The organism is Paenibacillus sp. 7541, from assembly GCF_002276395.1.
In the GTDB taxonomy this organism is placed as follows: domain Bacteria; phylum Bacillota; class Bacilli; order Paenibacillales; family Paenibacillaceae; genus Paenibacillus_AQ; species Paenibacillus_AQ campinasensis.
On record NZ_NQLZ01000007.1, the window covers coordinates 87,169 to 107,889 of the forward strand.

16 protein-coding genes are annotated in these 20,721 nt (G+C 53.2%); 6 read left to right on the forward strand and 10 right to left on the reverse strand.

What is annotated here, in order from left to right:
• Nucleotides 1-192: 192 nt before the first annotated feature.
• Entirely contained in the window at nucleotides 193-1,221 is a 1,029-nt protein-coding gene (locus CHH75_RS05320) for a CapA family protein (RefSeq protein ID WP_095397631.1), read from the reverse strand.
• Between the two features lie 238 nt (nucleotides 1,222-1,459).
• Here CHH75_RS05320 and chrS point away from each other — a divergent pair, with 238 nt between their 5' ends.
• Genes chrS through chrA form a run of 3 tightly spaced genes read left to right on the forward strand, consistent with a single transcriptional unit; the run spans nucleotide 1,460 to nucleotide 3,116 of the window.
• Entirely contained in the window at nucleotides 1,460-1,939 is a 480-nt protein-coding gene (gene chrS, locus CHH75_RS05325; protein ID WP_095397632.1) for a chromate efflux transcriptional regulator ChrS, read from the forward strand.
• Nucleotides 1,940-1,986: 47 nt separating this feature from the next.
• Nucleotides 1,987-2,574: a chromate efflux transporter ChrB gene (gene chrB / locus CHH75_RS05330; RefSeq protein WP_176475475.1), complete on the forward strand. Its 588-nt coding sequence runs from the start codon at nucleotides 1,987-1,989 to the stop codon at nucleotides 2,572-2,574.
• Nucleotides 2,574-3,116, forward strand: coding sequence for a chromate efflux transporter ChrA (chrA, locus tag CHH75_RS05335; protein WP_095265582.1), 543 nt, complete (start codon nucleotides 2,574-2,576; stop codon nucleotides 3,114-3,116). Before chrB ends, chrA begins: the two co-directional genes overlap by 1 nt.
• 146 nt (nucleotides 3,117-3,262) lie before the next feature.
• Here the strand turns inward: chrA and CHH75_RS05340 are convergent, their stop codons facing one another.
• The 8 genes from CHH75_RS05340 to CHH75_RS25470 form a co-directional block, all read right to left on the reverse strand.
• Nucleotides 3,263-3,751, reverse strand: coding sequence for a cation:proton antiporter regulatory subunit (locus CHH75_RS05340; RefSeq protein ID WP_095265486.1), 489 nt, complete (start codon nucleotides 3,749-3,751; stop codon nucleotides 3,263-3,265).
• Nucleotides 3,752-4,099: 348 nt separating this feature from the next.
• Nucleotides 4,100-5,098 carry a Gfo/Idh/MocA family protein gene (locus CHH75_RS05345; RefSeq protein WP_095397633.1) on the reverse strand — a complete coding sequence of 333 codons (999 nt, stop codon included), beginning with the start codon at nucleotides 5,096-5,098 and terminating at the stop codon, nucleotides 4,100-4,102.
• 56 nt (nucleotides 5,099-5,154) lie between these two features.
• A complete protein-coding gene (locus CHH75_RS05350; RefSeq protein WP_095265488.1) occupies nucleotides 5,155-5,610 on the reverse strand; it encodes an acyl-CoA thioesterase in 456 nt (151 codons plus the stop codon).
• 313 nt (nucleotides 5,611-5,923) lie between these two features.
• Nucleotides 5,924-6,919 carry an ABC transporter permease gene (locus CHH75_RS05355; protein WP_095265489.1) on the reverse strand — a complete coding sequence of 332 codons (996 nt, stop codon included), beginning with the start codon at nucleotides 6,917-6,919 and terminating at the stop codon, nucleotides 5,924-5,926.
• Entirely contained in the window at nucleotides 6,916-8,457 is a 1,542-nt protein-coding gene (locus tag CHH75_RS05360) for a sugar ABC transporter ATP-binding protein (RefSeq protein WP_255222966.1), read from the reverse strand. The genes CHH75_RS05355 and CHH75_RS05360 overlap by 4 nt, the downstream gene beginning before the upstream one ends.
• Nucleotides 8,458-8,556: 99 nt before the next feature.
• Nucleotides 8,557-9,672 (reverse strand): sugar ABC transporter substrate-binding protein, encoded by a 1,116-nt coding sequence (locus tag CHH75_RS05365; protein ID WP_095265490.1) that lies wholly within the window; start codon nucleotides 9,670-9,672, stop codon nucleotides 8,557-8,559.
• A 289-nt stretch (nucleotides 9,673-9,961) separates the two neighbouring features.
• Nucleotides 9,962-10,600, reverse strand: coding sequence for an SGNH/GDSL hydrolase family protein (locus CHH75_RS05370; RefSeq protein WP_095265491.1), 639 nt, complete (start codon nucleotides 10,598-10,600; stop codon nucleotides 9,962-9,964).
• Nucleotides 10,601-10,815: 215 nt separating this feature from the next.
• The gene (locus CHH75_RS25470; protein WP_095265493.1) at nucleotides 10,816-12,558 is read right to left on the reverse strand and encodes an ABC transporter ATP-binding protein; all 1,743 of its coding nucleotides are present in this window, start codon (nucleotides 12,556-12,558) and stop codon (nucleotides 10,816-10,818) included.
• Between the two features lie 132 nt (nucleotides 12,559-12,690).
• On the opposite strand from CHH75_RS25470, the gene CHH75_RS05385 reads away from it, so the two are divergent.
• From CHH75_RS05385 to CHH75_RS05395, 3 genes are all read left to right on the forward strand, one after another.
• Nucleotides 12,691-14,133 (forward strand): ABC transporter permease, encoded by a 1,443-nt coding sequence (locus CHH75_RS05385; protein ID WP_095265494.1) that lies wholly within the window; start codon nucleotides 12,691-12,693, stop codon nucleotides 14,131-14,133.
• Between the two features lie 13 nt (nucleotides 14,134-14,146).
• Nucleotides 14,147-15,655, forward strand: a complete 1,509-nt coding sequence (locus tag CHH75_RS05390) for an ABC transporter permease (protein ID WP_095265495.1) — start codon at nucleotides 14,147-14,149, stop codon at nucleotides 15,653-15,655.
• A gap of 92 nt (nucleotides 15,656-15,747) precedes the next feature.
• Nucleotides 15,748-17,574: an ABC transporter substrate-binding protein gene (locus CHH75_RS05395; RefSeq protein ID WP_095265496.1), complete on the forward strand. Its 1,827-nt coding sequence runs from the start codon at nucleotides 15,748-15,750 to the stop codon at nucleotides 17,572-17,574.
• Between the two features lie 407 nt (nucleotides 17,575-17,981).
• Here the strand turns inward: CHH75_RS05395 and CHH75_RS05400 are convergent, their stop codons facing one another.
• Nucleotides 17,982-20,549 (reverse strand): glycoside hydrolase family 2 protein, encoded by a 2,568-nt coding sequence (locus CHH75_RS05400; protein ID WP_095397634.1) that lies wholly within the window; start codon nucleotides 20,547-20,549, stop codon nucleotides 17,982-17,984.
• Between the last annotated feature and the right edge of the window lie 172 nt (nucleotides 20,550-20,721).

Below are 20,721 nucleotides of genomic sequence, written 5' to 3' on the forward strand. Positions count from 1 at the left end.
TCGTGTTCATAATAGGACTTACCTTTATCTTAATGAAAATTTATTCCATTTATCAATGATACTTTTGGATTTTTATTTCATTTCATAGACAGGCATATGGGCCGAATTTCGTAGTTCAGGAGTATAGTTCGAACGACATGTACATGTAACACAAAGAGCCGCAGTCCTGTGACTGCGGCTCCATGCTCCGGATTATTTAGGCTTCACATTGCCTTTGGAATCGATTTTGGCATTGTATGATAGCTTATTCAGTTTGGCAATGAGGTTGTTGTTGTATTTGGAATCCATCAGCGTTGGCTGTCCTTGAATGATTTTTACCGGGGTAACCCGGCTGGTGATCTTCGAACCCTGGATATCAAAATGCACCATCATCGACAGCAATGTCTTGTCTCCCCCGCGGGTGGAGCGATTAAACACAAAGTTGCCGAGGGAATAATAGATCGGTTTCCCCTTGTAATACTCAATTCCCATCAGCGTGTGGCTGTGCGAGCCGATGATGATGTCCGCTCCGGCATCGATCATCTGCTTAGCCATCTTGCGGGCGTAATCCTCCGGATAGTCCGCAAATTCCTGATTCCAGTGTATGTACACAATCGTGACATCGTTATCCTTGGCCGATTTTTGGATATGGGTGAGCATCGGCTCCATCGCATATGCGCCGGCAACGCCCGGATTATTCTTGCCTGCAATCCACGAGTTGTGCGGAACGACCCGGCTGACGCCGAGCACCGCGATCTTTTTCCCCTTGACGGTTTTCACATAAGGCTTGAAGGCCTCGTCAATGTTGCTGCCCGCCCCCGTATGCCCGATCTTCTGCCGCCGCAGATGAATCATCGTGTCCATCATCGCCTGTGGGCCGTAATCCAGGATGTGATTGTTCGCAAGCGTCACACCGTCAATTCCGGCGTAGACCAGACCCTTGAGGGTATCCGGCTTGGAGCGGAAGGCAAAGGTTTTGTCCGCCTTTTTCCCCCGGATCGAGACCGGTGTCTCCAGATTGGCAAAGGCCAGATCGGCCTGCTTGAGCGTAGGTGCTACCTTTTTAAACGGAAACAGGTTGCCGTAGCGCTCGATCTGGTTCCCGACATAGCCATCCAGCAGAATGTCCCCTACAAAAATCAGCTCTATCGGCTCATTTGTAGGCTTGGTGGATGTCGCGGATGCCGCAGACGCCGGAAGAAGCATCATCACGACCAGCACAAGCACCAACCACTTCTTCATTATCGATCGCCGCCTTTCGTGGTGTAGTATCGTGTCTATCCATTCTTATACGCCTTAGACTGGAAAAAGTCGCTAAAGGTTGCAGGAAGCTGAAGTCAGTCAGCGTCCTGAACCGAAAAAAATAATTGAACATGACGATAAATCGCTATATATTTATACATAACGCAATCAATACGAAGAATTTGTTTACGTTTCGAAACCAACAAACCTCAATAATGAGCGAAAAAGGAGATTTGCGATGCATCTCAATTCCGGAGCGCACACGCCCTTTCTTATTGATGAAACGGATCGCAGCATTATTGCCATCCTGGGAAAGCATGGACGCATGTCCTACACGGATCTGGCCAAAGAGATCGGCCTGTCCCGGGTCGCTGTGCAGGCCAGGGTACAGACGCTGCTGGAGAACGGCGTCATTGAACGTTTTGCGGCCGTGATCAACCCGGAGAAGGTGGGTATTCACGTATCCGCTTTTTTTAATGTGGAGGTGGAGCCGAAGTACTTGCAGCAGGTCGCCGATCAGCTGGAGCAGGAGCCTTACGTCACCAGCCTGTATCACATGACCGGTCCGAGCAAGCTGCACATGCATGGGCTGTTCGCCGACCATAAAGAGATGGAAATGTTCCTGAACGAGAAGCTGTACCCTCTGCCCGGCATTACGAGCGTGGACACGCAAATTTTGATCAAACGGTATAAAAGCCGGATGGGTATCCGACTGTAAATCTTACTTATCTTAACGGACAGAAAGGAATCATCACATTGAATCGTATAAAAAGCAATCCATACATCGAGCTGACTGTCGGCATGTTTCGAACCGGCATTCTGGGTTACGGCGGCGGTCCGTCTGTCATCCCGCTTATCCGTTATGAAGCGGTGACACGCTATCGCTGGCTGAACGACGATGAGTTCGGCGAGGTGCTGGCTTTGGCCAATGCGCTGCCGGGGCCAATCGCCACCAAAATGGCCGCCTACCTCGGCTATCGCGAGAAGGGTGCGCTCGGGGCCGTGCTGGCCGTGCTGGCGCATATTCTGCCTACCTGTATTGCGATGGTCGCACTGCTGTCCGCAGTCACTGTGCTGAGCAGCTCCAAGATTGTAGCCGGCATGATCGCTGGCGTAACGCCGGTCATTGCCGTGATGCTCGGAACGATGGCGTATGAGTTCGGGGAGAAAGCCGTCAAGGGGCTTGGCCTATACGTTGGCATCGGCATGTTCATCCTGTCCTTCCTGCTGCTGGAGGCGGTGCAGATTCATCCGGCCATCGTCATTATGCTGTTCCTGGCATATGGAGCGGTGCATTTCCGCGTGCTCGCGAAGCTGAAGAAAGAGCGGAAGAACAAGGGGGGATCGGCATGATGGAAGATTGGCTGCAGCTGTTAATCAGCTTTTTTGTCGCGAACGTCCTTGGCTACGGCGGAGGCCCGGCCTCCATTCCGCTCATGTATAAGGAGATTGTCACGAACCACGGCTGGCTGAACGATGTGGAGTTCTCCAACATGCTCGCGCTTGGCAATGCGCTGCCGGGGCCAATCGCCACCAAAATCGCGGCCTTTGTCGGCTACGGTGTAACCGGCTGGCTCGGCTTCATTCTTGCCATTGCGGCCACTGTCGTACCGTCAGCCATGGCGCTGATCTGGCTGCTGAACCTGCTGCAGAAATACCGCAGCTCGCCTGTCGTGAAAGGCATGACCCTGCTCGTGCAGCCGGTCATCGCCATCATGATGCTGGTGCTGACCTGGCAGATCGGCAAGAGCTCGGTCCTCTCCATCGGTTACCTTCAATTTTTCGGAATTGCAGCGGTCGCCTTCTGGGCGATGAACAAACGCAAAATCCACCCGGCGCTGGTGATCGTCGCGGCCTTTGCTTACGGCGGGCTGGTGCTGTCCCAGACGATGTAAGGTGAGGCAGGTTGGGAGTTCAATTCTGATAGAAGAAGTATTCAGGGAGCCGGACCGGATTACACAACAAAAAAAAACGCCCGTCACCAAACCGAATGCCTAAACCTAGGCTTTTCGTTCGTCGACGGGCATATCGTATTTGTTCCTTATCCATGGGCCAGCAGCTCTTTCAGCTGCTTGATCTGCTTTCGTTCTCCGGCAAGAACAAGCGTTGCACCAGCAACCAGTTTATCGTCCGGACCAGGATTAATCTTCTGCTCGTTTCTCTTTATAATGGCAATGATGTTGGCACCAGTCCTGGGACGTACCTGAAGTTCGGCGATGGATTTGTCCACACATTTGAAATGCGGCTCAATCCGCGTCCACTCAATCATCAAATCTTCCAGCGTGACCTCAATCGTCTCAAGCGCTCTTGGTTTATATGTCATGCCGCCAAGAATTCCGGCAATCTGTCTGGCTTCGTCATCCTCCAGCGTAATCTGGGAAAGGGTCTCCTCCGGATTATCGTTATCAAAATGGTACATCTCTCTGCGGCCATCGTCATGGATAACAACGACCAGCTTATCGCCGGACCTTGCCTGAATAAGGAACTTCTTCCCAATCCCCGGCAAATCGGTTTCGCGAATAATACTCATCTGGTAATCCTCCGTTTTCGTGTAATCAGCGCTACTAAAAGCCAATACTCCCTATTACGGATCAGCCTGAGCGAATGTTTCAAATTTCGCCGTCCGCTTAATCCATCTCTTCTGCCTCTGGAGCAGCAAGAAGGATCAGTGCACCAATCTGCGCTCCAGAAACTCAATAATACCCTGAAACATCCCGAACTTAAAGACCATTTTTCAAAAAAATCCGTGCAACTTTATCCAAACCGGGCAGCCATAGTGCCATTAAGCGCAACAGGAAAGTTCAATAGTTTATTCTTTCCATATCATTAAATTCATAACCGTGATCATGCGGACCAGCCAAACCGGAAATTATTTATTTTATTTCTGAACAAGCCGGTCTGCCGGGAACACAAGTCCGATCTGACGCCGCGCTTCCTCCATAATCTCCGCCGTCACCAGGGAGTTCGTCCAAGTGTTGACCGCACTTTCCCTCTCTCCGCGATTCAGCAGGTCGATAAACTCCCGGGCTTCGTAATACATCGACTCATGCTGCTGCAGCTGTGTCAGATTCTCCACCGTGCCGTCGCGATAGTGAATTTTCACATCATAGGGCTGGTTGATCTTATCAATGAGCATCGTCCCGTTCTCTCCCTGAATTTCGGCAGGCGCATAGGAATCGCTGATTTTGGAATGCATGATAACCCCGTCCATTTCCGGATAGGACAGAAGCAGGCTGCCTTCCCCGTCCACGCCCGAGGACAGCATCACGCCGGATGCCTGAACCGTGTCAGGCTTGCCGAACAGCGTCACCATCGGATAGATACAGTAAATCCCAAGATCCATCAGAGAACCGTTGGAGAACTCGGGATTAAAAGCATTAAGAATTGTCCCCTGCTTGTAGGCATCATAACGCGAAGAATATTGGCAATAGCTTGCAAAATAACGGCGAATCTGCCCCAGCTTGTACAGATTATCCCTCACCGTTCTGAAATTCGGCATCAAGGTCGATTTCATCGCTTCCATGAGCAGCACATCATAGGTTCGGGCTGCGTCAATCATCCGCTTCACCTCAGCCGTGTTCGACGCCATCGGCTTCTCACACAGCACATGCTTCCCATAGCTCATACACAGAACAGCCTGATCTGCATGAAAGGAGTTCGGGCTTGCAATATAAACCGCATCCACCTCTCGATCTTCCAGCATATCCTCCAGCCGGGTGAACACTTTAGGCTCCGCATATTTGGCGGCAAAAGCCTTCCCCTTCTCCTCCGACCTTGAATACACCACTGACAATACAAATTCCTCCGTATCCAGTGCGGCTTGAATGAACCGCTCGGTAATCCAGTTGGTTCCGATAATGCCGAAACGGACGGTCATCGCATTCACTTCCTTTCCCCTGTTTATCCGTGCTTACGTCTCATACACCACTTATGTTACTTCCAACCTTCGAATGCAGCGATCTTCTCCCGCGCCGTCTCCGGGATCGGTGTGCTCTTGCCGGTCGCTGTGTCCACCAGCACAATCGTCCCTCGTCCGGCAGCCTTCAGCTCGTCATTCACAACCACCGCATAATGAACATCCATGGAGGAACGTCCGATCTCCGCCACCTTGACATGGAGCTTAAGCGGGTCCCGCAAATATAACTGGGCCAAATACTGACATTCCAGATCGGCAACAACCGACACCTGCTGCTTGCTGAACAGCTCATCGGTCAGCTCCAGATTCTCGAAGTATTCAATTCGCCCCTGCTCAAAGTACATAAAATAACTCGTATTGTTCACATGACCGAGAATATCCGTCTCACAGTACCGGATTTTGATCGGAATCGAAAATTGGAATGAATCCAGCCAGGTGTTCGGGTCCGGCGTCATAAAGCTTGGTTTTCTCATGATGATCCCACCTCCGGTAATCAAGGCTCCTCTTCAGAAGCCATCACTTCTACAAGAATATAGAATACAAGCAGTGCCCGTCAATAGAAGAGGCGGGGGAATGATGGTTGCTCCATGCCGCTTTGTACCGTTATCCCTTTCGTTCAGGAAGCTCCCTGATCCTGCGGGATCATGCTGCTGAGCTTGGCGCAACCGCTTCTCGAATATCCGGACAGCGAGTCGTGCTCCAGCCAGTATATCAAAAAAAAGGAGACAGGCCGGTCAGCCCCGGTCTGTCTCCTTCAGAATTGCAGCAAGCTGCGATTCGATTCATTCAGCTTCGTTTCTTATAATACGTTAGCGCCAGGGCAAGGGCCAGCACCGATCCCTTAACGATATCCATCGCATAGTACGGTACCGACAGCATGATAAGCCCGTTCTGCAAAATACCGATCAGCACGGCGCCAACAAACGTGCCAAGCGCATTCGGACGGCCTGCGCCAAAGACGGAGTAGCCGATGAAGGCCGCCGCCACCGCATCCATCAGATAAGGGCCGCCGGAGTTCACCTCGGCGGTCATGACACGCGCGCCAAGCATGATCCCGCCAATGGCGGCAAACAGCGCCGACACCAGGTACGCAACCAGCCGGTAGCGGCTGACCGGAATGCCGGACAACGCCGCTGCTTCGCGGTTGCCGCCGATCATGTACATATACCGGCCATGCTTCGTATAGGTCAGGAACAGATGCACCACGACCACAACCAGCACCATAATGATGATGATCCACGGCACCTGCCCAATCTTTCCGAACACCGCCGGGATTTTGCCGGTTGCAAAATCGCCGTTAGGCATGATCATATTTTGCGAGATGGTCGCTCCCCGGGTATAGGTCAATGCCACGCCCTGGAAAATAAACATCGTCGCCAGCGTCATCAGCATATCGTCGATCTTGAAATTAATGACCAGAAACGCATTCACCAGACCGACAGCCAGACAGAACAGCAACGTCAGCCCGATGCCGATGCCGATATTCTGCCCATGCCACACAAACATCGAGATGACCAGCGCATTCGCAAGCGAGGCGGTCGAACCGACGGACAGGTCAAATCCTCCCACAGACAAGGAAACGGTCAAGCCGACGGCAATGATCGTGACAATCGAGATGGAGCGAAGGATGTTAATAATATTGCTTGGGTTCAGAAAGTTGTCGGCCATTATGCCAAAAACCGCAATGAGCACAACAACGGTAATGATCGTGCCGTACTTGTATAGAAAATCAAATGCGAAGCTCGCCGTCCGCTTTTCTTTTACAGGTCTTGCTGCATTCATGTCAATCCGCCTCCCGTGCAGTAAAGCAAAATCTCCTCTTCATCGGTGGAACTCGTCTCCAGCTCTTGGATGACGGCGCCGTCATACATGACATACACCCGGTCGGTAATGCCGATAATTTCGGACAGCTCGCTTGTCGCATACAGCACACATTTACCGCGCTCCGCCAGCTCGTGGACCAGCTTGAATATATCCCGCTTGGCTCCAACGTCCACCCCTTTTGTCGGCTCGTCAAAAATATACACATCCGCATCCGCAAGCAGCCATTTGCCAATCGCAACCTTCTGCTGGTTGCCCCCTGACAAGTTGCGTACCCGCGCCTTCTCGTTCGGCGTTTTGATGCCGAGACTGTCGATCATCTCTTGAGCCGCCTGCTTCTCCTTGGAGGAGCTAAGCCAGCTCCCCCATGCCGTGAACCGGGACAGCACCGTAGCGGTCAGGTTCGCGGATACGGCTTCTTCCACGAACACGCCTTCGCGGCGGCGCTCCTCAGGCACAAGCGCGATGCCTTGCTGAACAGCGGCATGCGGGGAAGAGAGTCTTAGCTTGCGGCCGTTCAGCAGGATGTCGCCCGTTGCGGTTGCCGATGCGCCGAACAAGGCGCGGCACAGCTCCGTCTTGCCCGCGCCGACCAGCCCTGCGAGCCCGACGATTTCCCCCTTGCGGATCTGGAGATCAACATGATTCACTTTGCCCGGGTCAACGATGCCGCGAGCTTCAAACACCACCTCCCCGACAGATTTCTCCGTCTTGGGAAACTGCTGCTCCATCTTGGTGCCGAGCATATGTTCAACGACACTCCCCTGCTCAAGATTGACGATTTGATCGGTGATAATATGCTGTCCATCCCGCATAATCGTAATCTCATCACAGATTTCGTACAGCTCCGGCAGCCGATGGGAGATGAAAATCACGCTGACCCCCTCTTCCTTCAGCTTCCGCACAAGCATGAACAGCTGCTCGGTTTCACTGTGACTGAGCGGTGCCGTCGGTTCGTCCAGCACCAGAATGCGGCACTGCCTGGACACGGCCCGGGCAATAAGCACCATCTGCTTCTCTGCCAGCGTCAGCTCCTTGACCACCTTCCGGCTCGGAATGCCGATGTTCATCCGCTCCATCACCGTTTGCGCTTCCTTATGCAGTTCATTCCAGCGGACGAGCCATTTGCCCTTCATATCATGGACCATCCGGTCCAGCATAATGTTCTCGCCAACCGTCAGGCTCGGAATGAGCGCGGTGTCCACTTCCTGGTACACCACCTGTATCCCGTAATCCTTCGCTTCCTTGGGAGAGCGGATGTGGACCTCGCGGCCCTCCATCCATATCTCGCCTTCATAGTGGGTGTAAGCCCCGGCAAGAATTTTCATCAGGGTCGATTTCCCTGCACCGTTCGCGCCGATCAAGGCGTGTGCCGTCCCTGCCGCAGTCTGAAAATCAACATTCGATAACGCTTTGACACCCGGAAAAGATATCGAGATGTTCTTCATCTGCAGCAGCGGGGTAGAGGCTGGTGTCGCTACAGCGGTTTCAGTTGTCATCGTTTCCGTGGAGTTCATCTCAGCGAACCTCATCCCTTCCAATAGGATAGAGCGCCCCTGTCTTCACACGAAGACAAGAGCGCCTTAAAGACTTGCTGCTTATTTACCGTTAGCTTCCTTCAAAGCCTTCATCCAATCCTCTTCAAAATCGGTGCTTTCTCCCCAACCCGGAATTACATTCGCCAGGTTCACCATATTTACTTCTTCCCCTGCCTGCTCCAGGGTCGCACGGTCAATCAAGGTTGGCTGCAGGTTATACGTGTCCGGCGTATCCTCGCCTGCAATCTTCTTCGCCAGGAGGCGGACATTGATCGCGCCGATCATCTTCGGATCAACCGCCGCTGTGGCCACCCAAGGGCTGTCCGCATTCTGCATGATCTCCAGATCCGCATTCGACACGTCGATGCCATAGATCTTGATTTCATTGCGTCCCGCTTCGGTAATCGCTCTGGCCGCACCGATCGCGAAGGCATCCCAAGTTGCGAAGATTGCGTCGATCTCTCCTGCCGGATACTTGGTCAGCAGCGCCGACACTGCATTCTGCGTATCGACCGAGGTCTGGTTGCTGGCTACGCCAAAGCGCTCAAGCTCCTTGATTCCCGGATTGTTGCTCAGCACTTCCTGATATACCTGGTTCCGCCGAACCATTGGCGGAAATCCGTCGACCCATAAGTAGACGATATTGGCATCCGGCCCCTGTTCCTCGACCAGTCGATCCAGCGCCAGCTGAGCCAGCTGCTCATCGTCCTGGGATGTTTGCGTGACACCTTCAACCTCTCCGACCTCAGGTACGGAGTCGAAGGTGACAACCGGGATACCTTTCTCCCGAATTTTCCGAATATCCTCTACGGTCGCAGGATCATCCCCGTGAGATATAATGAAGCCATCGTACCCGCTGTCGATCGCCTGGGCGATTGCATCATGAAATTTCGCGGAATCTCCGTCAGCGGAGAACGTATCTACTTTAAAACCCAGCGCCTCGCCTTCCTGCTTGGCTCCCGCCAGGAATTGCGCCGTATGATCATCGCCGCCGATTTTCCGAACGACCATCAGCTTGATTTCATCCTTCTCTGCAATGCCGGCAGGCAGATTCTCTACCTTTGCTGCTGCGCTGCCCGAGCTCTGCGTGCCGCCGCTTTGTCCGCATCCGGTCAATACCATCACCAATGCCAGCGCCAGCAACGTCAGTTTTTGTGCTGTTATACCGACTCTCATGTCCTCTTTCCCCCTGTAGCCATTTAAAGTGTTAATACCAGTAATCCTATAGGATTTTCAATATGCCGTCAATAGATTTCCGCTATTCCTGCTAGATTTATTTAAAATATGAGCGATATAGTTTACCTTCCTCAGTTGACCCTGCAATCTGCAACAAAAAAAGAGCCACCCCCCGAAGGTAGCAGCTCTATCACGAACACGGATTACAATCACGATCACGCGTTTACGCGATCATGGATGCCTAACATCAATGCTAACATGGAACATGAATGCCTAAATTATCCATCCTTTACAACTCGATTCGGACACCCAGTGTCTCCAGCCACGCTTTGGCGATCAGGCCATGCCCCGCCGGGGAAGGATGAACACCGTCCGGAGCCCAGAACGCCGCCTCGCGGCGGGCTGAGGCTGCGGCGAATAATCCGTCCAGCGGCACCAGCAGCGCCCCGTACTCCACCGCCAGCTCCCGCACCGCATGAATCTTCGGGTCCAGATCCTCTCTCCAGGCTCTGCGATCCTCCGGATGCGGCAGAACGAATGGCTCGACGAGAACCAGATTGGCATCCAGCCCGGCCTTCGTCCGCTCGATCAGTTGACGGTAGCCGGCCTTGAAATCTTCCGTGCTCGTCGGATCACCGCTGTCATACCTGCGCCAGCAATCATTGATGCCAATATAGATCGACACCCAGTTCGGCTTCAGATCAAGGCAGTCCTCCTGCCAGCGTTCATTCAGATCCACAACCCGATTCCCGCTGATGCCCCGGTTCAGAAATTTCACGCCAAGCTCCGGGAATTTCATCCCGAACAGGCTGTCCACTAATAACGGATAGCCGTTCCCGAGATCTGACGGGTTGCTCCGGTCTCGCCCACAATCCGTAATGCTGTCCCCTTGAAACAGGACGATATCTCCTTGCTGTAATCGGCTCATTTGGCACAATTCCTCCTTCTGTTTCCCTGCTGCTGGTTGTACAGCGAAATATGCGCCTTCCGCACGGCTGTGCTATGGAAGCGCTTGTACAGTAAAGGTATTAGCCATGAAGGTGTAAAATCCTTCTTTATTATGAACGATCGCAGGGCATCCATCCCTATCTCATCATCTCGGCCTATCCCATCATCTCGGCATTCCTTCATCGCAGCAGCGCATCATGCACCGGAAGGCATGGCCACCCAGTGCCCTTTGGACACCTCCACCAGCTCGGAATGCTCCAGTTGATACTTGTCTTCTCCCGTACGCTCTTCGAGAAGCACGCGCTTCCTCCGCGATTCCACTTTCGGGTCCGGGATTGGGATCGCCTCCAGCAAAGATTTCGTATATGCATGCATCGGATTGGAGTACAGCTCTTCGCTTTCCGCAAGCTCGACAATTTTCCCCATGTACATAACGGCCACGCGATCGCTGATGTGCTTCACCATCGACAGATCATGCGCAATGAACAGATAGGTGAGACCCAGCCGCTGCTGCAGCTCCTCGAGCAGCTTCACGATCTGCGACTGGATCGATACATCCAAGGCGGAGAGCGGCTCGTCGCAGACGATGAATTTCGGCTCTACGGCAAGCGCTCGGGCGATACCGATCCGCTGACGCTGACCGCCAGAGAACTCATGCGGATACCGGGACGCATAGGCCGGGTCCAGGCCGACCATATCGAGCAGCTCCTCTACCCGACGTCTCCGCTCCTGCTTGCTGCCGGTCAGTTTGTGAACATCCAGCGCCTCACCGATGATGTCAACCACCTTCAGCCGAGGATTCAGCGAAGCATACGGGTCCTGAAAGATCATCTGCATATGCCGCCGCATCGCTTTCATCTCGGAGGGGGACAAGCGGTTGACCGAGATGCCCTGATACAGCACCTCGCCGCCGGTCGGCTGATGAAGCCGCAGAATCGCCCGGCCTGTCGTCGATTTGCCGCTGCCGGACTCACCGACAACCCCGAGCGTTTCACCGGCCTTAATATGGAAGCTAATATCGTTAACCGCCTTTAAAACCTTGCCCTTGCCCATATCAAAATGCTGCTTCAGCGACTTCACCTCCAGCAGCGGCCCCTTGTAATCCGTGCCTGGGATGATCAGGGGCGCCGGCTTCGGCTTCTTCTTCTCATGCAGGCGCGGAAGCGCGTTTAACAGCTTCATCGTGTACGGATGCTGCGGATTCTCGAATATCTCCTCCGTCGTCCCCGTCTCCACAATTTCGCCTTCCTTCATAACGACCACCCTGTCGCACATGCCAGCCACAACACCGAGATCATGCGTGATCAATATGATGGAGGAACCGAAGCGCTCCTGCATATCTTTCATCAGGTTCAGAATTTGGGCCTGGATCGTCACATCCAGCGCCGTCGTAGGCTCATCTGCGATGAGCAGGGCCGGGCGGCAGGCAAGCGCAATCGCGATCATCACCCGCTGGCGCATTCCGCCGGAGAACTCGTGCGGATATTGATTGTAACGAGTCTCGCTGTCCGGAATTCCGACCAGCTTCAGCATGTCCAGCGCCTGCTTCTTCGCCTCCGGCTTGGACAGCTGCTGGTGCTTCACCAAACCTTCGGCGATCTGCTCCCCAATTCGGATTGTCGGGTTGAGCGAGGTCATCGGATCTTGAAATATCATGCCGATATCCCGGCCCCGAATGCTCTCCATCTCCTTCTCCGATTTGTCAGCCAGATTCTGTCCCAGAAAGCGAATCTCGCCGCCTTTCATATAGGAAGGAGGGGATGGCAGAAGGCGCATGATCGAGCGGGCGGTGACACTCTTGCCGCTGCCGGATTCCCCTACGATGCCGAGCGTCTCCCCTTTTCTAACCTCAAAGCTGACATCCTTGACCGCATGAAACTCCGAGTCACGCGAACGAAAAGCGACGCTCAAGTTGTTAACCTGCAATATCGTTTCCAATTCTCTCACCTGCCACTGTACGTTTATATCAACTATTGTTAAACTCAAATCTATTGACTTTCAAAATAGGCTCCCATAAAATATACTATATCAATCGGAATAATGCAATTTATGTCGAGGAGGAAGTTCATTATGAAGGGGGCAGAAGCGGCAGCGCAGAACCGGCTTGTCTCTACCATCAGCAATACGTATCGCAAGATTCTTCTGAATCCTTCTTATAAATACTTGTTGTTGCTGCTTGGAGCACCCGTAAATCTCGTTGTGTTCCTGATCTATTGGATCTGGCGAAGGAAAGATCCCTCTACACAGGCGGAAGAGCGAATTCATAGCCAGCTTGTGGAATCCGGGGCTCTGATCAAGCTTCGTGCAGACATCTATGAGCAAGAGAAGCGTAAGGCCGCCTTTTTCAAACGAACGGCGGATGAGCGGCAGCTTCAGCGCCAGGCCGAGCGCATCGCAGACGTCCAATTGCGAGAGCTCGTCAAGGAGCAAGCCGCCAAGGAATTGAAGCTGAGCGGACAGCAGCGTCTGAGCATGGCCGATACATTCGAACGGCTTTTGCAGCACCCGTTATTTTTGGCCGCATCATTCATTCCCGGCCTGCTCATGTACATTCTTATATTTCTATATAGCAATCCTTATATGAAATATATTTTCGAAAGGCTTGTGATGACGGTTTTCGTTATTTTCGGCGTAGCCTTTCTCGTCTTCACCATTCTGTACCTGTCACCCTTTAATCCGGCGGCCAACATTCTGGGCCAGACGGCAACAGCCGATCAGATTGCCGCCTTTAACCGGATCCACGGGCTCGATCAGAGCTACTGGGTGCAGCTGTGGAACAACATCAAGGGGATTGCCTTCTTCGATCTCGGAAGATCGTTCTCCGGCAACGAGGATATTACAGCAAGCATCGCAAGGAAGTTTCCGATCACGTTGACGCTGGCGCTCATCTCGTTGATTGTAGCGGTGGCGATTGCGTTGCCGATCGGGATTATTTCCGCCACGAGACCGAATTCGTTCTTTGACTATACGTTCATGTTTGTTGCCTTGATCGGACTGTCGATTCCGAACTTCTGGCAAGGCCTGATCCTGATTCTGAACTTCTCGATCAAACTGAACTGGCTGCCTGCAACCTTCAATCCGGCCAACTGGCTGTCGATGATCATGCCGGTGATCGTGCTGGGGACAAGCCTTACCGCTTCGGTCGCCAGAATGACGCGGTCCTCCACGCTGGAGGTCATTAACGAGGATTATATGCTGACAGCCAAGGCCAAAGGGCTCGGCAAGCAGACCATTCTGATGAAGCACGCGGTCCGCAATGCCCTGATTCCGATCATTACCGTCATCGGTCTACTGTTCGGGGGGATGCTGGGCGGTGCAGCCGTCACGGAGAAGGTATTCAATATTAGCGGGATCGGCAGCTATATCGTGGACAAGCAATTCATCCCCGATATTCCGGCGATTATGGGCGGCGTAGTATATACAGCCATCACCATCTCGCTGATCAACGTGATCATTGATATTTTATATGCATTCTTTGATCCGAGAATCAGATCCAAGATGAAACAATACTAAAGCAGGTGTACTCATGATCAATAAGCTTAATTCCAAGCGACATACCAATCACCAGCTGAAATCGTCCCCCGAGTACAGCCAGGCGAGCTTCACATTTGTCTTGTCTTTGGCGATCACGGTCATCCTTCTGCTAAATAGCTTTCATTATGCGGATGGAACGGTACGCTCCTGGGTCTTCCTCGCCTTTGCAGCTTATGCGGTGTTCACCATTATTCAGCTGATCATCGCCATTCTGATCCGGCGGGACCTGCTTCAAGCGGGTGATATCCGGCGCTCTACCAGACTGCTGGGCTATGTGCAGCTGCTGAGCATTCTTTCCGGCAATCTGTTCACCACCGTATTCGGGTGCAACCTGGTCAAGAAGCGGAAGCCGCCCGAGTACACCATCGCGGTCTACATGCTGCTGACCCAGCTGTGTGTCATGGCGATATCGGCCTTGAATTTATTCAAGCCATATGTGTCCAACACCTTTCTGCCGGCGATGTTCGGGTTATTGATCATCACGGTCTTTCATTTCGCATCACTGCTGCTGGTCGCCAAATACGTGGACGGACACTACGCCCATCCCAAGCTGGTGTGGATCGCGCTGCCGCTCGCGCTGTCAGCGGTATCCGGCAATCTGTTCGCCCTGGTGCTCGGCATTAATCTGCTGGCCAAAATCCGCCGCAATGGCAACCCCGCGCTCACGCGCTGGGGAGACGTATGGGTGAAGCTGACAGGCAATTCAACCGCGATGCTCGGCCTGTTCTTTGTTGTCTTTCTGTTCTGCCTGTCGGTGTGCAGCCTGCTCACCTTCGAGTACAGCTTCGCGATTGATAACAACTACAGCGCAATTCTGCTGCCGCCGAGTCTGGAATATCCGCTCGGGACGGATAACTTCGGCCGCGATCTGTTCTCCAGAATTGTGTACGGCGCAAGAATATCCCTGATTGTCGGCTTCGCCTCCACGCTCGTCCCGGTTGTGATCGGGGGCATCCTCGGTGCGATTTCCGGATACTACGGACGTCACACCGACAACATCATTATGCGGATGCTCGACGTGCTGTACGCGATCCCGGGAATTCTGCTTGCGGTGGCGATCATCGCCGCGTTTGGGGCCAATACCGTCAACCTGATTATTGCCCTCAGCGTGGGGGCCATTCCTACCTATGCAAGGACGATGCGAGCCAATGTGCTGCTCGTGTCCACCTATGAATACGTCGATGCGGCACGGGCATTCGGCTCAAGCAATCTGTCGATTATTTTCAAGCATATCGTGCCGAATTCGCTGGCCCCGATGATCGTGAAATCCACGCTTACGATTGGTTCAGCCGTCATTGCAACGAGCAGCTTGAGTTATCTGGGGCTTGGCGTCGAGCCGCATATCCCGGAATGGGGCAATATTCTCAAGATCGGCAGCACTTATCTGGAAACTCATTCTTATCTGGCCATTTATCCGGGTCTTGCCATCATTTTGCTTGTCCTCTCCTTTAACTTTCTGGGAGACGGGCTGCGGGACGCGCTCGATCCGAAACTGGATTAAACTTCAACGCCGTTCACTCAGGATTTTGCAAAATACGATTCCGGCATTGCAAAAGCCTTATTTTATATAACATTACCCAGGAGGTCATCATCATGAAAAAGAACAACCTGCTGCTGCTCATGCTTACGCTTGTCATCGTGCTTGCGGGCTGCAGCGTTACGACCAAAGAAGATGCACAGCAACAAAACCAGCAAGACCCTGCAGCGGAAACACCGGCCGATAACACGGCAGTCGATATTGAACTGCTCGGCATGAGCGCAAACGAATCCGATCTTAACATCATCCGCGACCAGCTCAGCAAGAACGGCTTCAACGTGAAGCTCAACCTGCAGCCGGACTACGGCAGCTACAAAGCTCAGCAGGATGCCGGCAACTTCGACATCGCCCTGTCCAGCTGGACCACCGTCACCGGGAACCCTGACTATGCGGTTCGTTCCCTGTTCAAGACCGGCGGCGACTACAGCATTATGTCGGATGAAGAGGTGGACCGTCTGATCGATGAGGCAGCCACCCAGACGCCTGAAGAAGCGGTTGAGACATATCGTCAGCTTGAGCAGCGTCTCGTGACAGACAAAGCGTACATTGCACCACTGTACATTTCTTTGAAGAGCCAGGCTTTCAACAAAGAGGTGCTGGACCCAAGCTCCGTACGCCTCTCGAAGTCCCGTTCCCTGCCATGGGAAGAAGTCGATTTCAATGATACATCCAAGCGCGCTACCGAGCCGCTCATTTTGTCCCAAGCCAACTCCGAGCTGACCTCGCTCGACCCGATCAAGGGCAACGACGGCTCGATCAACATCATCAACACCAACATGAACGTGCGTCTGATCAACCTGACGGATGATGACAAAATCACTTCCGAAGGCTCCCTGTCCTACAATCATGCCATAGGCGAGGGAAATTATGATTATTACTTCATTCTGCGCGATGATATTAACTTCGCCAGAATCAACAACAAACAAGCCGAGGATTCCGGCGAGCGCGTTGGTGCCGATGACGTCATCTTCTCGATGAACAGAGCGAAAGACAAAGACTCGGTGCCGGACCACCGTACGTATACCCTTCACGAGCATATCAATACTGTAGAAGCGGTAACCGATCTGAGCGAGCTGGAAAATACGAAAGTATCCGGGTCCAGTGAAAGCATCAAGGATGCGCTGGAAAAAGGATTGTCCACCAAAATCTCTGCTCTGGTCAGCGACAAAAATCAGGCCAACAGCAGCGAAGGAAAATACCAGGTCATCAAGCTGACAACGACCGAGCCGTTCCCGCAAGTGCTGAACTATCTTGCCCACCAATCGGCAGGCATCGTGTCCAAGCAGCAGGTTGAAAAAATCAACACGTATGACATCAACAACTTTGATATCAACAAAGACATTCCATACGGGGATCAAAGATCCGTAACCGAAGGGGATGGCTACAACAATACGCTTTATGCCAGCGGCCCGTATATTCTGTCTTACAAAAATGATTACGAAGCCGTCTTCTACAAAAATCCGGGCTACATGAGCGGCACCGAGCATGAGCCAAGAATCGAGCAAATCAACGTCCGCTTCATCAAGGACGCCGAAAGCACACTGTCTGCGCTTCGCAGCGGCGAGATTCATCTGTATTACGGCGTGCCGGAGACCCGCTATGATGTGGTTCAAAGCGACAGCAAGCTGGAGCTGACAACGATCGAGAGCAATGCGGTATCGTACCTCCTGTTCAATACGAAGAACCGGGATGTTGCTAATAGCGATGATTTGAGAAAAGCGGTGCTCTACTCCATCAATCAGGATGAGATTTTGGCCTATTACAGCAACAACAAGATCAAAGCCTACTCTACCGTAAGCCCGATCGTCAAAACCGGCAACGAGCTCGTAGCGGATCCGGCGAAGGTTCAGGAATTCCTGAACGCTTACAAAGCGAGCAAATAATAACGCAGCTTTAGCGATAAGCGGATTCGCGCTCTTGCTCGTTGTGCCTCCCTATCCCCTATCTATAGCCTTTGCATGAGTATCCCTTTTGATCAGGAGGCGGATGATGGGGGCTAAGGAAGGGTTGAATAAGGACAGTTCGAGGCTGAAAACAGAGGCCGAAAAAGTTAGTCGGCTCTAAATATGCTTCTACGCTGCCTGATCAAACGGGATAATGGTGCAAAGCCCACGGATAGCACCATGCGGGTCGGGGCGCTGCCTTTGGCCCACCTGTCCGATAATGAGAAGTGGCGATACAAGGATCATCTCCTGCATCGCCACTTTTTTATTTATCCCAAGCAATCGCAGAGCCCGCCTACATCAGCTCGAGCCGAGATAGGGAATACTGCACGTCGTTTCGGCCGGCTCTACTGCGCCGTCACCACCGCTGCCGGATCAATGCAGTCAACCATCGACCGCACCTTCACTGAACCCGGGCTTCCCGGCACGAAAGGCTGATCCTCGTCGCTGCGGCGGTAGAAGGCAACCGTCACTGGGATCCCTGGAATGAGATCAAAGTAGTTGTCGCTGTAGATCCCCTCCTCTTCCTGCGACAGCCACACATGACGCGCCAGCACATCGCTCTCCAGCACGAATGCCGTGCCGCCGTTGTCCTCCTCGATCTCGCGAACGCGAATCGTCGGACGGCTGAGTCGGAGCGCCTTGTCATTCACGAAGAAATACGTCTTGCTGTCCACTTCACTTCCGTCCTCCGTCTGCAGCCGTGCAAGCAGCACCACCTGCGCCGGATCATGACCGCCAAGCAGTTCGCTCTCCGTCTTCCGGTACACAACCAGCGCCGCCTGCTCATCCGCACGAACCGGCTGTTCGAAGGCATTCAGCTCGTTCCCCGCATAATCAAGCAGCTGAATGTGCAGTGTGCCTGCGATCGTCTCGGATACATCCGAGACGAGATGCACCAGCACCTCCTGATCCTTGCCTTCAATGGACAGGCTGACGTCCCGGAAGCTGCGCTTAGCCACGTATTGCAGCGCCTTCCATCTGCCGAGATAGTCCATGCCTGCCCAGGAAGCAACCGGCCAGCAATCGTTCATCTGCCAGTACAGCGTGCCCATGCAATACGGCTTGTTCCGGCGATGCGCCTCAATGGCCATCTTCATGGCTTCGGCCTGCTGAATCTGACTCATGTGCAGGAAGGACTCAAAATCCTTCGGCTCGTTATAATATTGCTCCATGTACGTTTTGATCAGGCGATTGCCCGCCCCATTCTTCTGGTGAGCCAGCATCACCTTCGATTCCAGCTCCATATCGCCTTCCTCCGCGTAAGTCCGCACCGTCTTCGGCTCGGGGAACGACTGGAAGCCATACTCGCTCATGAAGCGACCGACATAAACGTTATAATTGCTGAACGGCTCCTTGTTGTGCCATACGCCCCAATAATGAATGTCTCCGCTTGTGGTGGACGGATTGGCATGCTGCGTTTTATCTCCGCTGAGCGATACTATCGGAGATGAAGGCCAATATTCGCCCCCTGGCGCATACGCAGAGACGGCTTCAGGCAGAATCCGGTGGAATACCGCCTCGTAATCGCTCCAGATCTTCTCGCGCTGCTCCATCGTGTAATCCTTCTTCCAGCCCCATCCGGCATGCTCGTCATAATGCGCCCAGGCCGAGTCAATCTCATTGTTGCCGCACCAGAGCACGATGCTCGGGTGATTGCGGAGACGTACAATATTCTCTTCTGCCTCCAGCCTTACGCTTTCGAGAAACGCTTCGTCACCCGGGTACATGCTGCATGCAAACATGAAGTCCTGCCACACCATGATACCGTATTCATTACACAGCTCGTAAAAAATATCCTCCTCGTAAATGCCCCCGCCCCATACACGCAGCATATTCATGTTGGATTCGGCTGCGGACGCGATTTCGTGCCGGTAACGCTCCGCCGTCACTTCCGTAATAAAGCTGTCGTTCGGAATATGGTTCGCTCCCTTGGCGAACACCGGCGTTCCATTCAGCTCAATGTAGAACGAAGTGCCCCGCGCATCCGGCTCCCGCACCAGACGGACGCTGCGCAGGCCGGTTCTCACCTTCTTCTCAGCCGCCACCTGCTGTTCCTTCACAAGCTCGGCATGAAAATCATACTGATGGGCCTCTCCCAGCCCCCGGCACCACCACAGCTTCGGCTCGGCAATGGCGATCTCCAGCTCCACCGTATGGGTTCCGGCAGCAAGCTCCACGTCCTGCTCCCACTGCCGACCGGCGGCCGTCAATCTCAGTTTGCCCTGCCATGCCTGCGTTGCCTCCACCGTTGCCATAGCGGTCACTCTGGCCGAAGCCGGGGATACCTCATCTTGACGGATGAACAGATCGGCGATGCGAACCTCGGACCATGATTCAATACGCACTTCCCGCCAGATGCCGCTGGTCACAAACCGCGGCCCCCAGTCCCAGCCATAATGGTAAGGCGCTTTGCGCGCAAAAATGCTCACACGCTTGTCGCCCAGCCCCCCAAGCTCAGACTGATCATTCGAGGCCGGCAGCGGGTAACCCAGCGCCGCAAGCTTCGGCAGATCCTCCTGGATTGGCGAACGAAAGCGGATCCGAATCACATTGTCCTCTGACTTCAGGAACCGCTTCACGTCGACACGCCAAGCGCGGAACATATTATCGGCAGACAGCACCTGCGTTCCGTTCACATATACCTCGGCATAGGTATCCAGACCGTCACATACAAGCTCGACTCTCTCCTGGGATTGAACCTCCGGCTCCAGTCGGAACGACGTCTCGTATTCCCAGTCCTTTTTGTCAATCCACTGCAAATCATGCTCATTCGTGCCATAGAACGGATCGGGAATTATTCCGTTATGCAGAAGATCCGTGTGAACACAGCCAGGCACCTTGGCGGGAAGCCATTCCGACTCGTCACTGGCCTTGAATTTCCATGCATGTAACTTCAGAACGTTTAGGGTCATATTGATCTCCTTTTATCCTGTTTTTCCAAAAATATAGCACCCGCCATCCCGGTCGTCAACCATAAAATTATCACTAAACTAACAAATAACCTAACAAATAATCATCATCGTTTTCATTATGTTAGGTAAAGATGTATCGTTTTCTAGGAAATCAGATGATCCCCTTCTGGTA

Bases quoted from the DNA above. Each gene is read 5' to 3' on its own strand.
- CHH75_RS05320 (WP_095397631.1), bottom strand. From the start codon at position 1,221: ATGAAGAAGTGGTTGGTGCTTGTGCTGGTCGTGATGATGCTTCTTCCG.
- chrS (WP_095397632.1), top strand. From the start codon at position 1,460: ATGCATCTCAATTCCGGAGCGCACACGCCCTTTCTTATTGATGAAACG.
- chrA (WP_095265582.1), top strand. From the start codon at position 2,574: ATGGAAGATTGGCTGCAGCTGTTAATCAGCTTTTTTGTCGCGAACGTC.
- CHH75_RS05340 (WP_095265486.1), bottom strand. From the start codon at position 3,751: ATGAGTATTATTCGCGAAACCGATTTGCCGGGGATTGGGAAGAAGTTC.
- CHH75_RS05345 (WP_095397633.1), bottom strand. From the start codon at position 5,098: ATGACCGTCCGTTTCGGCATTATCGGAACCAACTGGATTACCGAGCGG.
- CHH75_RS05350 (WP_095265488.1), bottom strand. From the start codon at position 5,610: ATGAGAAAACCAAGCTTTATGACGCCGGACCCGAACACCTGGCTGGAT.
- CHH75_RS05355 (WP_095265489.1), bottom strand. From the start codon at position 6,919: ATGAATGCAGCAAGACCTGTAAAAGAAAAGCGGACGGCGAGCTTCGCA.
- CHH75_RS05360 (WP_255222966.1), bottom strand. From the start codon at position 8,457: ATGACAACTGAAACCGCTGTAGCGACACCAGCCTCTACCCCGCTGCTG.
- CHH75_RS05365 (WP_095265490.1), bottom strand. From the start codon at position 9,672: ATGAGAGTCGGTATAACAGCACAAAAACTGACGTTGCTGGCGCTGGCA.
- CHH75_RS05370 (WP_095265491.1), bottom strand. From the start codon at position 10,600: ATGAGCCGATTACAGCAAGGAGATATCGTCCTGTTTCAAGGGGACAGC.
- CHH75_RS05385 (WP_095265494.1), top strand. From the start codon at position 12,691: ATGAAGGGGGCAGAAGCGGCAGCGCAGAACCGGCTTGTCTCTACCATC.
- CHH75_RS05390 (WP_095265495.1), top strand. From the start codon at position 14,147: ATGATCAATAAGCTTAATTCCAAGCGACATACCAATCACCAGCTGAAA.
- CHH75_RS05395 (WP_095265496.1), top strand. From the start codon at position 15,748: ATGAAAAAGAACAACCTGCTGCTGCTCATGCTTACGCTTGTCATCGTG.
- CHH75_RS05400 (WP_095397634.1), bottom strand. From the start codon at position 20,549: ATGACCCTAAACGTTCTGAAGTTACATGCATGGAAATTCAAGGCCAGT.